The sequence below is a fragment of the Klebsiella sp. 141198 genome (genome assembly GCF_050600785.1).
Taxonomy (GTDB): domain Bacteria; phylum Pseudomonadota; class Gammaproteobacteria; order Enterobacterales; family Enterobacteriaceae; genus Klebsiella; species Klebsiella aerogenes.
Map to the genome: position 1 here is coordinate 142,800 of NZ_JAQIRM010000007.1, position 15,203 is coordinate 158,002.

Consider the following 15,203-nt stretch of genomic DNA (forward strand, 5'->3'; position numbering starts at 1 on the left):
ATCATTTAATAGATACGCGTATATATAATTATAAATGTTAAGCAAACACCGCTTTCTGGATAACGCTGGTGAAAAATGTTATATCTTTTATTTGCCAGGCGAACATACTTGTCATTTAAGTATCTGCCGGACAGGGCCGGCAGAAAAACTTAGTTTTGTTGCTTTAAACCTAAATCCAGCGGCGTTTTACTCGGTTCGCCGCCGATTTCACGTGCCAGCCTTGGCACCATATATCCGGATACCAGCGTTAATAGCTTACGCATGATTGCCCGGGCCTCCTCGTCTTCGACCATGAAGTGGGCTGCGCCCTGGACTTTATCAAGCACGTGCAGGTAGTAGGGCATCACCCCGGCATCGAACAGCGCGTTGCTGAGGTCCGCCAGGGTTTGTGCGTTGTCGTTAACGCCGCGCAGCAGGACGCTTTGGTTGAGCAGCGTCACGCGCGCTTGCCGTAGCAGCGCCATTGCCGCCCGAAATTCCGGGCCGATCTCATTGGCATGATTGATATGGTTAACCAACAGGATCTGCAGCGAGGAGGCGTTAAAGCGAGCCGCCAGCCCTTCGGTGATCCGCGCCGGAATGACAATCGGCAAGCGGCTATGGATGCGTAACCGTTTAATATGCGGGATAGCTTCCAGTTGCGTCAGCAACCAATCCAGTTCGTGGTCTTTGGCCATCAACGGATCGCCGCCGGAAAAAATAATTTCATCAAGCTGCGGATTGGCGGCAATGTACTCGAGCGCTGCCTGCCAGTTGCGTTTATTGCCCTGGTTCTCGGCATAGGGGAAGTGGCGGCGGAAGCAGTAGCGGCAGTTGACCGCACAGCCTCCTTTCACCAGCAATAGCGCCCGGTTGCTATATTTATGCAGCAGGCCTGGTACAACGCTGTGTTGTTCTTCCAGCGGATCGGTGGAAAAACCAGGGACGGCAACAAACTCTTCTTGTGCGGTAAGTACCTGACGAAGAAGGGGATCGTTTGGGTTGCCCTTTTCCATACGTGCAATAAACGCGCGCGGTACGCGCAGCGCGAAGAGACGCTTCGCATCACGTCCCGCCAATAGGTTTGCATCTGTTTCCAGATCTAAAAGATGCAATAGTTCATCGGGACTGGTCACAACATCGGCAAGTTGCGTGATCCAATCTTCTCTGGATGGGGTATTTAGGGTTACAATATGCGCCATTTTGTGGCTTAGCTACCAAGTTAAACAATTTCAGAGGGCCTTATGGCGACTTACTATAGCAACGATTTTCGTGCTGGTCTTAAAATCATGATGGATGGTGAACCGTATGCGGTTGAAGCCAGTGAATTCGTTAAACCAGGTAAAGGTCAGGCATTCGCACGCGTTAAGCTGCGTCGCCTGCTGACCGGCACCCGTGTAGAAAAAACGTTCAAGTCCACCGACTCTGCAGAAGGCGCGGACGTTGTCGATATGAACCTGACTTACCTGTACAACGATGGTGAGTTCTGGCACTTCATGAACAACGAAACCTTCGAACAGCTGTCCGCTGATGCTAAAGCTATCGGCGACAACGCGAAATGGCTGCTGGATCAGGCTGAGTGCATCGTGACCCTGTGGAACGGTCAGCCTATCGCTGTCACGCCGCCGAACTTCGTTGAACTGGAAATCGTTGAAACCGATCCAGGTCTGAAAGGCGACACCGCAGGTACTGGCGGCAAGCCGGCGACTCTGTCCACTGGCGCTGTGGTTAAAGTTCCGCTGTTCGTTCAGATTGGCGAAGTCATCAAAGTAGATACCCGCTCCGGCGAATACGTATCTCGCGTGAAGTAATTCATGCTGTGAGACGGTGGGCGCAGCCATGCTGCTGCGCCTCCAGTTTCATGTCAGGATTAACATGAACCGGACGCTCAAATTTCTCATTTTGCTGCTGCTCAGCGGCGCGCTGCTTACTGGATGTAATACCGCCCGCGGTTTTGGCGAAGATATCCAGGGGTTAGGGCACGCGATTTCTCACGCCGTCAGCTAGTCTCATTTCATCTGCCTTCCCTGCAATTCATTTTGCGCAGTTCAGTCTGAACCTCTTTTTCTCTTAAAAAACGCGACTATCCCTTCATTCTGAATCAGTTTGGCTATGCTTATAGGGCAAGAAAACAAAAACTGTTTATAAGGATGATATTATGGTGAAAAAAACGATTGCGGCGTTCTTTACTGTTTTGGTCCTTTCCTCCGTGCTCACCGCATGTAACACCACGCGTGGTATCGGTGAAGACATTTCTGACGGCGGCAGCGCTATCTCTGGTGCGGCGACCAAAGCTCAGAATTAAACATTACCGGTACGGCCTCGCGCCGTACCGGTCTTCACATTCACGGCGCCGTTGTTTATAATCCCGGCGTTTTCAACCACCTTGCGGGACGACCCGTGAGCGTATCTCATTCGGGGACGGCCCCATTACTGGAGCCATATGTCCTGGATCATTCTCTTTATCGCCGGTTTGCTGGAAGTCGTGTGGGCCGTCGGCCTCAAATACACCCATGGGTTTAGCCGTCTGCTGCCAAGCGTGATTACCATTGCCGCTATGGTCGTCAGTATGGCGCTGCTATCGTGGGCGATGAAATCACTGCCGGTGGGTACCGCCTATGCGGTGTGGACCGGGATCGGCGCCGTAGGCGCAGCGATAACCGGCATCGTGCTGCTGGGTGAATCCGCAAGCCCGATGCGCATCGCAAGCCTGGCCTGTATTGTCATCGGCATTATTGGTCTGAAAATCAGCGCACATTAATAGCGCTGGTTAACCCAAATCAGTTTGCTCACGTCGAAGCCCTGCCGGGTGGCGATATCCAGCATCTGCTGTTTTACCTGCGGCGAAATCTTCGGCGTACGCGCCAGTAGCCACAGGTAATCGCGATTCGGCCCGCAAACCAGCGCATGGCGGTACTCTTTATCCAGCGCAATCACGTTGTATCCGCCATAGAAAGGGCCGAAGAACGAGACTTTTAGCGCCGCGCGGTTCGGATCGCCGGTGAACCAGGCCACGCCGTCTGTTTTCTGCCAGATGCCGCGGTCAGGGTTATAACCTTTATTGACCACATCAATGCCGCCATCGCCGCGCAGGCTGTAAGTCGCCGTAACCTTTTCCAGTCCGCTTTCGAAATGATGATCGAAGCGGGCTATTTCATACCAGGTGCCGAGGAAGCGTTGGCTTTCGAATGGGCTGACGACGGTCACGCCAGCGGGAGGAACGGGATTGCTGCACGCAACGCTCAGCAACGACGCGATAACCACGGTTAACACTGGCAGCAGACGCATAGGTACCTTCCTTACCGCTTTTTCTCTAAGTGTAGATAGCGGCAGGAAAAAAGTAGGGAGATTTTGTCGATAAGCGAGCCCGGTAACAGATTGCTACCGGGCGAGATGTCGCATCAGATAAATAACACGCCGACCAGGGTAACGACGGTTAAAATCGCCGCCAGGCCATAGAAGACCCATTTGCCGTTCGGTACGTGGATTTTCAGATCATGCATCGCATGGTGGATACGGTGCAGGCCGCACCACAGCGGCAGAACAATCATCAGAAAGATGAAAAGGCGGCCGATGAAGCTATGGGCGAAGGCGTAAACGCGTTCGTAGCTGAAAGCATCGCCAGGGGCGAGTCCCAGCGGCAGCAGAATGCCGACCAGTAGCACCATCACCGGCGCGATAATCGCCCCCCACATGCCGCCTGCGCCAAACAGCCCCCAGAACACCGGTTCATCGGAACGTTTGGGATTGGGATTAATCATATCAGCCTCCTTACCAGAACAACGCGACAAACAGGATCACGATGCTAACCAGCGCCGTTACCGCCCACAGCCCTTTAATCAGCGGCTCAGGCCCCATTTTCTCGCCTTTAATAATGATGTTGGCGGCTTTCGGCGCCAGCTCAAACCAGGTTTTGGTGTGCAGCAGCGCCGCTGCCAGGGTGATCAGGTTGAGGATCACCACAATCGGGTTTTGCAGGAATGCCACATAGCCATCCCAGCTTTCGGCGCCGTGCTTAAGGGCGAACAGGCCGTAAATCAGCACGATGCTGAACCAGACCGTCGGCACCGCCGTCCCTTCACGCAGCATATAGAAGCGATAAAATGGCAGCTTCTTCCACCAGGTGGAGGTCATGGGCCGCACGTAGGGTTTGCGTTTAGTCGTCATAGTGCACTCCTTAGCGTGGTTTCAGGGTGGCGATCAGGAAGTCTTTCGAACTTTCTACCTTGCCCTGCTGAATGGCGGCCGCCGGATCGACATGCTTCGGGCAAACTTCGGAGCAGAAGCCGACAAACGTACAGCTCCACACGCCGTTCTGGCCGTTAAGCTGCGCCATACGTTCCTTTTTGCCGTGGTCGCGGCTGTCTTCGTTGTAGCGATGGGCGAGGGTGATCGCCGCCGGGCCGATGAACTCCGGGTTCAGACCAAATTGCGGACAGGCGGCATAGCACAAACCGCAGTTGATGCAGCCGGAGAACTGATGGTATTTCGCCATCTGCGCGGGAGTCTGCTTATTCGGCCCCTGCTCCGGCGTGCGGTTATTTCCGATGATATACGGCTTAATCGCTTCCAGACTTTCGATAAAGTGGGTCATATCGACCACCAGATCGCGCTCGATCGGGAAGTTGGCCAGCGCTTCTACCTTCAACCCTTTGGTATAGTCGCGCAGGAAGGTTTTACAGGCCAGTTTTGGCACCTTGTTGACCATCATGCCGCAAGAACCGCAGATCGCCATGCGGCACGACCAGCGGTAGCTTAAATCCGGCGCGAGGTTGTCTTTGATATAGCCCAGCGCGTCGAGCAGCGAGGTTTGTTCGTCGTAGGGGACTTCATAGAAAGCGCTGTGCGGCGCGGTATCGACTTCCGGGTTGTAGCGCACCACTTCAATTTTCAGTTTGTTCATCTCAGCCATGGGTCGTCTCCTTCTTCTCAGCGGCTTCCGCTTCGGCGCCATACACGCGTTTAGCCGGCGGCAGAGTGGTGATCTTCACATCGCCATACTCCAGACGCGTGCTGCCGTCGGCCTCACGGAAGGCCAGCGTATGCTTGAGGAAATTGACGTCGTCGCGTTCAGTACAGCCTTCATCGAGACGTTGGTGAGCGCCGCGGGACTCTTTACGCGCGATAGCGGAGTGCGCCATACATTCGGCGACGTTGAGACCATGGCCCAGCTCAATGGTGTAGAGCAGGTCGGTATTGAATACGCTGGAGGTGTCGGTGATACGCACGCGCTTAAAGCGCTCCTGCAGCTCGGCCAGCTTATCGATGGTTTTTTGCATCAGCTCCGGCGTGCGATAGATACCGCAGCCTTCTTCCATCGACATACCCATTTCATCGCGGATTTTGGCCCAGTTTTCATTGCCTTGCTGGTTAACGAGGTCTTTAAGACGGTTTTCAACGTCGTTGACCTGCGCATCCAGCGCCGCGTTGTTAGCTTCGCCCGCGGCCATCGCGCGCTGCATGGCTTGCTCACCGGCAAGGCGGCCAAAGACCACCAGCTCGGCAAGCGAGTTGGATCCCAGACGGTTGGCGCCATGGAGACCGACGGAGGAACATTCGCCGACGGCGAACAGGCCCTTGATGCGGGTTTCGCACTGCTGGTCAGTTTCGATGCCTCCCATCGTGTAGTGGGCGGTCGGACGCACCGGAATGGGCTCTTTTACCGGATCGACGCCGACATAGGCTTTCGCCAGTTCGCAGATGAACGGTAGGCGTTCAAGCAGTTTCTTCTCGCCGAGATGGCGCAGGTCGAGATAAACCACGTCGCCGCGCGGCGTCGAAATGGTGTTGCCTTTGCGCCACTCGTGCCAGAAGGCCTGAGAGACTTTATCGCGCGGGCCGAGTTCCATGTATTTGTTTTTCGGCTCGCCGAGCGGCGTTTCTGGCCCCATACCGTAATCCTGCAGGTAGCGGTAGCCGTTTTTATTCACCAGAATACCGCCTTCGCCGCGGCAGCCTTCGGTCATCAGGATCCCCGAACCCGGCAGGCCGGTTGGGTGATACTGGACGAACTCCATGTCGCGCAGCGGGACGCCGTGGCCCAGCGCCATGCCCATGCCATCGCCGGTGACGATGCCGCCGTTGGTGTTATAGCGATAGACGCGGCCAGCGCCGCCGGTAGCCATGACGACCGCATTGGCGCGAATTTGCACCAGCGTGCCTTCCATCATATTCATTGCCACCAGGCCGCGGGCCTGGCCGTCATCGACGAGAATATCCAGCACGAAGTGCTCGTCGAAACGTTGAATTTGCGGGAACTGGAGGGAGGTCTGGAAGAGGGTATGCAGCATATGGAAGCCGGTTTTATCGGCGGCGAACCATGTACGTTCGATTTTCATCCCGCCGAAGCGGCGAACGTTGACGCTGCCGTCCGGGCGGCGGCTCCACGGGCAGCCCCACAGCTCAAGCTGGGTCATTTCCGTGGGGCAGTGGTGTACGAAATAGTCTACGACATCCTGTTCACAGAGCCAGTCGCCGCCGGCGACGGTGTCGTGAAAATGGTATTCAAAGCTATCGTGATCCTGCGCGACCGCCGCAGAACCGCCTTCGGCGGCGACGGTATGGCTACGCATTGGATAGACTTTTGAAATCAGTGCGATTTTGGCTTTTGGATTAGCCTGCGCAGCGGCGATGGCTGCGCGAAGACCTGCTCCGCCTGCGCCAATGACGACAAGATCGGCTTGAAAAGTTTGCACGACATTCCTCCAGTTTTTGTGTATTTCGCCGCCGGGCTGGCGAAAAAGTATCACTGCTCCTTTATAGGTAAATGAGTATAGCCATAGGGATGTTGGGGAAAATTGACGCGTTCGATTTTTTTATCAATCCGTGCGCTGATTTATCAATTTTATTTATGCAATTAAGTTAGCAATAAATTATCAGGATGTAATATCGCCGCCGGATTGCACAAAATTTGTTTCACTCGACGGTTGCGAGTAGACTTCGTGCCCTTGTATGAAATCGGAGAAAAGTACCATGAGCGAGACGGCAACCTGGCAGCCGAGCGCATCCATTCCAAATCTGTTAAAACGTGCGGCTGTAATGGCGGAAATTCGCCGTTTCTTTACCGACCGCGGCGTGCTGGAGGTGGAAACGCCTTGTATGAGTCAGGCAACGGTGACCGATATCCACATGTTCCCGTTTGAAACCCGTTTCGTCGGCCCCGGCCACTCTCAGGGTCTGAATCTGTATCTGATGACCAGCCCGGAATACCACATGAAGCGGCTGCTGGCCGCCGGATGCGGGCCGGTATTTCAGCTGTGCCGAAGCTTCCGTAATGAAGAGATGGGCCGTCACCACAATCCAGAGTTCACCATGCTGGAGTGGTATCGTCCGTGCTATGACATGTACCGTCTGATTAACGAAGTTGACGATTTACTACAGCAGGTGCTTGAGTGCGCCCCCGCGGAAAGCCTCTCTTATCAACAGGCCTTCCAGCGCTATCTGGAGATCGATCCGCTCTCGGCAGATAAAACCCAGCTGCGCGAAGTGGCGGCAAAGCTCGATCTCAGTAATATCGCTGATACGGAAGAAGATCGCGATACGCTGCTGCAGTTGTTGTTCGCCATGGGCGTAGAGCCGCACATCGGTAAAGAACGTCCGACGTTCGTCTATCACTTCCCGGCAAGCCAGGCTTCGCTGGCGCAGATCAGCACCGAAGATCACCGCGTCGCCGAGCGCTTCGAGGTCTACTACAAGGGGATGGAGCTGGCGAACGGCTTCCATGAATTGACCGACGCGCGCGAACAACAGCAGCGTTTTGAGCAGGACAACCGCAAACGTGCGGCCCGCGGCCTGCCGGAACAGCCCATCGACTATAATCTGCTGGCTGCGCTGGAAGCCGGCCTGCCGGATTGTTCCGGCGTCGCGCTGGGCGTCGATCGCCTGGTGATGCTGGCGTTAGGTGTAGAGACCATCGGCGAAGTGATCTCATTCACCGTCGATCGCGCCTGATGAACTGCGCTTCCCTTTCATGAGGAGAGGGAAGCTGTTTCCTGCCGTTAGCGTTTTCCCCTTCATTCAAAGATTTTTACAGTTCTCCCCGCTGCATTAGCCCTAATAACCACAATTTCAAACTGGATTATTGCTAGGATCCGCGTTCAATTTCTGCTTACCTGGCGACGCCGTTCGGCGACGCTCACGTTTGGATCGATTTATGCCTCAACAAATCAAGAAGATGAGCCTGATTGGGCTGATATTAATGATCTTTACTTCGGTGTTTGGCTTTGCCAACAGCCCTTCGGCGTTTTATCTGATGGGTTATAGCGCGATGCCGTTTTATCTTTTCTCGGCGCTGTTTTTCTTTATTCCTTTCGCCTTAATGATGGCGGAGATGGGCTCGGCATATCGTAAGGAAGAGGGCGGGATCTATTCGTGGATGAACCGCAGCGTCGGGCCGCGCTTTGCGTTTATCGGCACCTTTATGTGGTTTTCATCCTATGTGGTGTGGATGGTCAGCACCGCGGCGAAAATTTGGGTCCCTTTTTCGACCTTTCTCTTCGGCGCGGATAAAACCCAGAGCTGGGCTTTTGCCGGCTTAACCTCGACGCAAACCGTCGGCGTGCTGGCCGCCTGCTGGATGGTGCTGGTGACGCTGGTGGCGGCGAAAGGGATAAATAAGATTGCCAAAATTACCGCCGTCGGCGGTATCGCGGTGATGTGCCTGAATCTGGTACTGCTGCTGGTAAGCGGGGCGATTCTGTTGCTGAACGGCGGCCATTTCGCACAACCGCTGGATTTCACGGCGTCGCCGAATCCAGGATATCAATCCGGGCTGGCGATGCTCTCTTTCGTGGTATTCGCCATTTTCGCCTATGGCGGGATTGAAGCGGTCGGCGGGCTGGTGGATAAAACCGTGAAGCCGGAAAAGAACTTTGCCAAAGGCATTATTATCGCCGCGCTGGTGATTTCGATCGGCTACTCGCTGGCCATCGTGCTGTGGGGCGTCAGCGCCAACTGGCAGCAGGTATTGAGCAACCACAGTACCAACCTCGGCAATATCACCTATGTGTTGATGACCAGCCTTGGCGCAACGCTTGGACAGGCGTTGCATCTGTCGCCGCAGGCGGCGGCGCTGACCGGCGTATGGTTTGCACGCATTACCGGGCTGTCGATGTTCCTGGCCTATACCGGCGCATTCTTCACCCTGAGCTATTCGCCGCTGAAGGCGATTATTCAGGGGACGCCGAAAGCGCTGTGGCCGACGATGATGACCAAAGTCAACGCCAACGGCATGCCGGCTAACGCCATGTGGCTGCAGTGTCTGCTGGTGAGTCTGTTTATTCTGCTGGTCTCTTTCGGCGGCGATACCGCCTCGGCGTTTTATAACAAGCTGACGCTGATGGCTAACGTCTCGATGACCTTGCCGTATCTGTTCCTGGCGATCGCGTTCCCGTTCTTTAAGGTCAAAGCCGAGCTCGATCGTCCATTTGTGATGTTCAAAAGCCGCATAAGTACGCTGCTGGCGACGACGATAGTGGTACTGGTGGTAGCGTTCGCCAATATCTTCACCGTTATTCAGCCGGTGATGGATTCCGGCGACTGGAACAGTACGCTGTGGATGGTCGGCGGGCCGATTTTCTTCTCGCTACTGGCGCTAGGGATCTACGAGAACTATCGTCAGAGAACGGCGGTACAGGTAGCGCTGGCGGAGGGTTAAGAAAGAGAATGCCCGGTGAAGCGCTCACCGGGCTAGTTAGTGCTTACAAACTTCCTGGCGTACGGCTGGTTTTACCCGCTGAGTTTAGCGGCTGGCTGCTGCGCAGGCCATCCAGGCTTTCCAGGCGCATCTGGAACGGAGGGAACGGCATGTCGATGCCGTGCGCGCGGTAACCCGCCAGAATCAGCTGATGCAGCTCATGACGCAGCGGCATACGGTGGCCCATCTCGGCGGCGTAAATACGCAGCTCGAAAATCTGTATCCCCTGCTGCAGGTCAACGAGAAACGCTTCCGGCGCCGGGGTATCAATCACCAGCGAGCAGCGATGAGCGGCGGTTAACAGAATCTGCGTGACCTCTTCCGTATTGGCCTCCGCGGGCGCCGGGATAGTCAACACCACGCGAGTGACCGAATCCGACAGCGACCAGTTGATGAACTGTTCGGTGATGAACGCTTTGTTCGGCACGATGATTTCTTTACGGTCCCAGTCGCTGATGGTGGTGGCGCGGGTATTAATTTTCGTCACGCTACCGGTCAGGCTGCGGATAGTGACCGTATCGCCGATACGGATTGGTTTTTCAAACAGGATGATCAGGCCGGAGATAAAGTTGGCGAAAATTTCCTGTAGACCAAAACCAAGACCGACGCTGAGCGCCGCCACCAGCCACTGCAGTTTCGACCACTCAATACCAATCATCGAGAAGCCGACCAGCCCGCCAATTAGCATCAACAGATATTTGGTGATGGTGGTGATGGCGTAGCCGGTACCCGGCGTCAAATCCAGATGTTGCAGAATCGCCAGCTCCAGCAGCGCCGGGAGATTGCGCACCAGCTGGGTGGTGATAATCAGCACCAGAATGGCGATCAGGACGGCGCCAAGAGTAATGGGTTCAAGACTTTCGACGCCCTGTACCGTGGAGGTCACATCCCATAGCGAGATATTTTCGAGGAAGCCGAATGCCGAGTGAATTTCCGACCACAGAATAATCACCGACAGCAGGGCGATTAGCATCAGCAGCGAGCGGACCAGGCGCAGGGACTGGGTACTGATGGCGTCGAGGTCGACTTCGCTGACTTCCGCTTCGACCGAGCCTTCTGTGCTGGTGGAGTGGGCGGTATCTTCTTCGCCGCGGGCGCGCTGGGCGAGGATTTCCGCACGGCGGTGTTTGGCGCGATCGAAGGCCAGACGCCGACGCTGAATCAGCATCCAACGGCGAATAATATGGTAAACCACCAACAGCAGGAACCAGATGGCGACCGAGGTTTCCAGTCGCGCCAGTAGCGCCTGCGAGGTGGCAAGATAGCCCACTGCCGCCGCCAGCATCGCGATCAGCGGCGCGCCGAGCAGCAGGTTCCACAGCAGACGGTTCACCATGTTCTCGCCGTCGCCTGCTTTATCAAGATACAGCGGGATCCCGGCGTGCTTCAGGCTCAAGGTAACCAGCGCCAGCGCGCCGCATATCAGCATGAAGCACAGGCGGCCCAGAGAGGCCGAGAATTCACGGTCGTTGAGATTATCGAACATGATCAGCGCCATAATCAGCGGTACGATCAACCCGATGCTCATCAGGTAGTAGCGCATGGCTTTGGCGACGCGGTTACGCGGCCAGCCGAAGTGGGCGATGAACAATCCATTCGGCCGGGCGAAGGTGGCGCAAATCATCACCACCCACAGCAGCGGCACGGTGGCGGTCACGCCGTCGCCAATGGCGACCGCCAGCGGGAAGGGCCAGGCCGCCTGCAATCCATAGCCGAGCGTCATCCACAATACCGGCAGTGGCGAAGCCACCAGAATTGACCAGAACACGGTACGCAGCGTCAGCCAGAAGTGATCCTGCGTCACCTTGCCAATCCGCGCGCTGGAGCGCTCAAGGAAGCGGGTAAAGTGGCGGCGCGAATAGATACTGAAGCCCACCAGCACCAGCGCGCCAAAAAGCGGGAACAGCGTCTCTTTGCTGGTCAGCATCATGACGCTGGCCTTGCCGAGCTGGTTGATGGTATCAAGCGAGATCAGACGACGCAGATCCTGCACCACTTCCAGCGGCCAGGAGAAGCCAATTGGGCTGACGTCCGAGGTCCAGAACAGATAGCGGTGGGTTGCTTCGTTAATCTCTTTCAGCGCGTCTTCTAACTGGCCGTTGGCGACCTTCAGTTTCGTCAGTTCGAGCAGCAGGGTATCGCCGCCGCGCAGCAGCGAGTTAAGCAGCTCGCTCTGGGTGCGCAGCTGCGCCTGCAGGATGCGGTTTTGTTCCGCGGTGAGCGGCTCGCCGTCGGCCTGGCGAATCAGCCGTAGCTGCGCCTGCTTGCTGAGCAGGTCTTCGTAATGCAAGCGCTGTACGCGCAACTGGGCCGTTTCAGTATCTAACTGCTGTGGGCGCGGGCGCTCCGGCAGACGGGCGACCTGGGCGCGTAGCGCTTCGCCGAGTAGATTTGATGATCCCAGCCACTGCGACTGTTCGCGCAGGGTGTTCAGCGCCTGGCGCACCTGGAGCGTTTGATTGGTTGCTTGCCGCTGCTGCGAGGCCACCAGATCCAGGCGCTGAACCTGCTGATTAAGCGCCTGCGATAGTTCGCGGTTAATTTTGAACTGGTCGGTGATCCCCGGCGGCAGGTTTTCGCTGTTTTCCGCCAACAGCTCGGTGCTCTCCAGCGCCTTTTCCGCTTCGCGTTGGCGCTGGCTGTTCTGCTGATTACGCAGCGCCTGCAGGTAGGCATCGAGCTGTTCGCTCTGTTTCTGCGCCAGCTCAGAGCGGATGCGCGACAGTTCCTGGCGGTTGTTAGCGGAGAGTTGGGCCAGATCCAGCTCGTCGACCAGCGCTTTCAGACGCGCGGATTCCGCCTGCAGACCGAGATTTTGCGCCTGCGCCAGCGGCGTATTGCCGGGCTGCGCGCCGACGCGACGTTCAATCTCATTAAGCTTGCGGCGGGCGTCGGTTTGCTGCTGTGGTAATTGATTAAGGGAGTCGGCGATTTCCCGCGCCCGATCCTGCTCCTGCTGCGCCTGGCGGCTGGCTTCCAGCAGTTGGCTGCTGACCTGCAGGATCTCCTGATTCAGCGCGTCGGCGGTGAGGGCGGTAGGTACCTGGTGCGGCGTTTCGCTGACATTCGCTAACTGAGCGCGGAGCGTTTGAAACAGTTTGGGGAAATTATCGATAACGTCCTGGTACTGGCGAGCGCGCTCAACGGAGGCGTTGCGCTCCTCCAGCGCATTCAGCGCGGCTTGCAGGACTTCGACGGTTTCAGGCTGGGCGGGTTTCGCCGCCTTCGCCTGTTCCAGTTCCTGGGTAATTTGTTTGACGTCCGGGGCCGTCGCTGCGTACGCCCCGAAGCTGAGGCTCAAGGCCAACAGAAAAGTGTATATCAGGCGCACGGCGTAACCCTTTGTCGTCCGGAATTAACCTTCGTCTTGTTTATCGTCAACCAGCGGGCTGGCGCGGTGTTCGGCGCGGATCTCTTCTTCCGGCAACGGCGCAGGTTCCACGGAGATATCAGCTTCTACGGCCGTCGCCAGCGGTTCGCCGATTTTGGTGACTGACAGGCTTTGCAGTTGTTCAACCAGCTTCACCTGGCCTGGCGCAAACAGGTTAATCACCGTTGAGCCCAGCTTAAAGCGGCCCATCTCCTGGCCCTTCAGCAGCGCAACGGAGCCTTCGCTTTCGCCTGCAGGCCAGGTCCAGCGTTTAATAATACCTTCCCGCGGCGGCGTCACGGTGCCGGACCAGACGGTCTCGATGCTGCCAACAATCGTTGCGCCGACCAGAATCTGCGCCATTGGACCGAATTCAGTATCGAACAGGCAGATAACGCGCTCGTTGCGGGCAAACAGGTTCGGTACGTTTTGCGCCGTCAGGTGGTTGACCGAGAACAGATCGCCTGGGACATAGATCATCTCGCGCAGGATGCCGTTGCACGGCATATGCACGCGGTGATAGTCGCGCGGCGACAGATAAGTGGTGGCGAAGCTACCGTTACGGAACAGGTCGGCCATCTGGTAGTTACCCGCCAGCAGGGCCTCCAGGGTGTAATTGTGGCCTTTGGCCTGCAGAATTTTGTCATCTTCGATAGCGCCAAGCTGGCTGATAACGCCGTCAGCCGGCATTACCAGCACGTTGGGATCGGTGTTCAGCGGGCGAACATCGTCACGCAGCGGGCGGACGAAGAAGTCGTTGAAGGTGCGGTAAGCGGCAGTATCCGGCTTCTGCGCCTCTTTCATATCGACTTTGTAGTATTTGACGAACAGATCGATAACCAGTTTAGTCAGCCAGCCTGCTCGTTTACTTGCCCCCCAGCCTGCGAGGCGGGTGAGCCACAGTTTAGGCAGAATGTATTGCAGTGAGAGTTTAAACGAGTTTAACAAGGTAGCCTCCAGGCCGTTAATTGTCGTTCCTGACCCCGCTTTGGCGCGGGGTACTGAAAAGGGGGACGATTCTATACGTAAACTTCAGCGAATTGTATCCGCGCCGTCTTGCCGGCAAAGCGATTACGTTTAGCGAGGACAGCTTAAATGTCAGTCGTCGGTTGATGAAAAGCTTTTACGCGTTTTTACCTGCACCTGTTCCATACTTTCCAGGATGCGGTGATAGTTGGCGAAACGGCTTTCGGCGATAGCGCCTTTTTCTACCGCTTCGCGAATGGCGCAGCCTGGGTCGGTGTCGTGCTTGCAGTCGCGATACTTGCAATGGCCTAAATAATCATGGAATTCGACAAAGCCGTTGGTGATTTGTTCCGCGTCAAGATGCCACAGGCCGAACTCGCGCACGCCTGGGGAGTCAATCACATCGCCGCCGTGCGGGAAGTGATAAAGACGTGCGGCGGTGGTGGTGTGCTGGCCGAGCCCTGAAACATCAGAGACGTCGTTCGTCAGGATTTGCTCATCCCGCAGTCCCAGCAGCGTGTTCAGCAAGCTGGATTTACCCACCCCGGACTGGCCGGCAAAGATGCTGATGCGCCCGGTCAGCGCCTCTTCAAGCGGCTTCAGGCCGTCCTGAGTATGGCTGGACACCATCAATACCGGATAACCGATCTGGCGATAGATATCCATCTGCTCGTTGACGAAGGCCATGCCGTCATCGTCCAGCAGGTCTATCTTATTCAGTACCAGTAACGGTTCGATATTCTGCGCTTCGCAGGCCACCAGATAGCGATCGATAATATTGAGCGACAGTTCGGGTAAAATGGCCGAAACCACGACGATTTGGTCGATATTTGCCGCGATAGGCTTCACGCCGTCGTAAAAGTCCGGGCGCGTTAACACCGAGGCGCGTTCATGTACCGCTTCGACGATACCTTTGACGTTGACCCCGTCGGCGGCGTCTTTACCTGGCCGCCAGACCACGCGGTCGCCGGTCACCAGGGAACGAATGGTCCGGCGAATGTTGCAGCGGTGGGTCGTGCCATCCGCGGATTCGACATCGGCATGCATACCAAAACGGCTGATGACGATACCTTCAGAAGGCTCGCCAAACAGGTTGTCATCGTAGTCGGCCTTCTCCGAAGTCGTTTTCAGGCGGCGCTGGTGGTTGGCCTTGACGCGGCGCTGCTGGCCTTTGGAGAGCTTATTTTTACTCAA

15 protein-coding genes are annotated in these 15,203 nt (G+C 56.3%); 6 read left to right on the plus strand and 9 right to left on the minus strand.

Features of this window, described 5'->3' with window-relative positions; all coding sequences use genetic code 11:
- Positions 1 to 149: 149 nt before the first annotated feature.
- Positions 150 to 1,181 (minus strand): EF-P beta-lysylation protein EpmB, encoded by a 1,032-nt coding sequence (gene epmB / locus PGR10_RS21990; protein WP_430924103.1) that lies wholly within the window; start codon positions 1,179 to 1,181, stop codon positions 150 to 152.
- A gap of 42 nt (positions 1,182 to 1,223) precedes the next feature.
- Here epmB and efp point away from each other — a divergent pair, with 42 nt between their 5' ends.
- From efp to sugE, 4 genes are all read left to right on the plus strand, one after another.
- Positions 1,224 to 1,790, plus strand: a complete 567-nt coding sequence (gene efp / locus PGR10_RS21995) for an elongation factor P (protein ID WP_003855940.1) — start codon at positions 1,224 to 1,226, stop codon at positions 1,788 to 1,790.
- 64 nt (positions 1,791 to 1,854) lie between these two features.
- Positions 1,855 to 1,986, plus strand: coding sequence for an entericidin A/B family lipoprotein (locus PGR10_RS22000; RefSeq protein WP_087859224.1), 132 nt, complete (start codon positions 1,855 to 1,857; stop codon positions 1,984 to 1,986).
- A gap of 151 nt (positions 1,987 to 2,137) precedes the next feature.
- A complete protein-coding gene (gene ecnB, locus PGR10_RS22005) occupies positions 2,138 to 2,284 on the plus strand; it encodes a lipoprotein toxin entericidin B (RefSeq protein ID WP_015368653.1) in 147 nt (48 codons plus the stop codon).
- Between the two features lie 138 nt (positions 2,285 to 2,422).
- Positions 2,423 to 2,740, plus strand: coding sequence for a quaternary ammonium compound efflux SMR transporter SugE (gene sugE / locus PGR10_RS22010; RefSeq protein WP_015368652.1), 318 nt, complete (start codon positions 2,423 to 2,425; stop codon positions 2,738 to 2,740).
- On the opposite strand, the gene PGR10_RS22015 is transcribed toward sugE, so the two are convergent.
- The 5 genes from PGR10_RS22015 to frdA form a co-directional block, all read right to left on the minus strand.
- Positions 2,737 to 3,267: a lipocalin family protein gene (locus tag PGR10_RS22015; RefSeq protein ID WP_045396405.1), complete on the minus strand. Its 531-nt coding sequence runs from the start codon at positions 3,265 to 3,267 to the stop codon at positions 2,737 to 2,739. The genes sugE and PGR10_RS22015 overlap by 4 nt on opposite strands.
- Positions 3,268 to 3,380: 113 nt before the next feature.
- Positions 3,381 to 3,740, minus strand: a complete 360-nt coding sequence (gene frdD, locus PGR10_RS22020; RefSeq protein ID WP_015368650.1) for a fumarate reductase subunit FrdD — start codon at positions 3,738 to 3,740, stop codon at positions 3,381 to 3,383.
- 10 nt (positions 3,741 to 3,750) lie between these two features.
- Positions 3,751 to 4,146, minus strand: a complete 396-nt coding sequence (gene frdC / locus PGR10_RS22025; RefSeq protein WP_045362549.1) for a fumarate reductase subunit FrdC — start codon at positions 4,144 to 4,146, stop codon at positions 3,751 to 3,753.
- Positions 4,147 to 4,156: 10 nt separating this feature from the next.
- Positions 4,157 to 4,891, minus strand: coding sequence for a fumarate reductase iron-sulfur protein (gene frdB, locus PGR10_RS22030; protein WP_087859210.1), 735 nt, complete (start codon positions 4,889 to 4,891; stop codon positions 4,157 to 4,159).
- The gene (gene frdA / locus PGR10_RS22035) at positions 4,884 to 6,674 is read right to left on the minus strand and encodes a fumarate reductase (quinol) flavoprotein subunit (protein WP_113374740.1); all 1,791 of its coding nucleotides are present in this window, start codon (positions 6,672 to 6,674) and stop codon (positions 4,884 to 4,886) included. Before frdA ends, frdB begins: the two co-directional genes overlap by 8 nt.
- Before the next feature lie 277 nt (positions 6,675 to 6,951).
- Between frdA and epmA the strand changes: the two genes are divergently transcribed.
- Positions 6,952 to 7,929: an elongation factor P--(R)-beta-lysine ligase gene (gene epmA, locus PGR10_RS22040; protein WP_430924104.1), complete on the plus strand. Its 978-nt coding sequence runs from the start codon at positions 6,952 to 6,954 to the stop codon at positions 7,927 to 7,929.
- Between the two features lie 202 nt (positions 7,930 to 8,131).
- Complete coding sequence (gene yjeM, locus PGR10_RS22045; RefSeq protein WP_430924105.1) at positions 8,132 to 9,634, plus strand: glutamate/gamma-aminobutyrate family transporter YjeM; 1,503 nt, start codon at positions 8,132 to 8,134, stop codon at positions 9,632 to 9,634.
- 43 nt (positions 9,635 to 9,677) lie between these two features.
- On the opposite strand, the gene mscM is transcribed toward yjeM, so the two are convergent.
- The 3 genes from mscM to rsgA form a co-directional block, all read right to left on the minus strand.
- Positions 9,678 to 13,004, minus strand: a complete 3,327-nt coding sequence (gene mscM / locus PGR10_RS22050; RefSeq protein ID WP_430924106.1) for a miniconductance mechanosensitive channel MscM — start codon at positions 13,002 to 13,004, stop codon at positions 9,678 to 9,680.
- A gap of 24 nt (positions 13,005 to 13,028) precedes the next feature.
- A complete protein-coding gene (asd, locus tag PGR10_RS22055) occupies positions 13,029 to 13,991 on the minus strand; it encodes an archaetidylserine decarboxylase (RefSeq protein ID WP_113374741.1) in 963 nt (320 codons plus the stop codon).
- Positions 13,992 to 14,141: 150 nt separating this feature from the next.
- On the minus strand, positions 14,142 to 15,203 hold the full coding sequence (gene rsgA, locus PGR10_RS22060) for a small ribosomal subunit biogenesis GTPase RsgA (protein ID WP_015368642.1): 1,062 nt from the start codon (positions 15,201 to 15,203) through the stop codon (positions 14,142 to 14,144).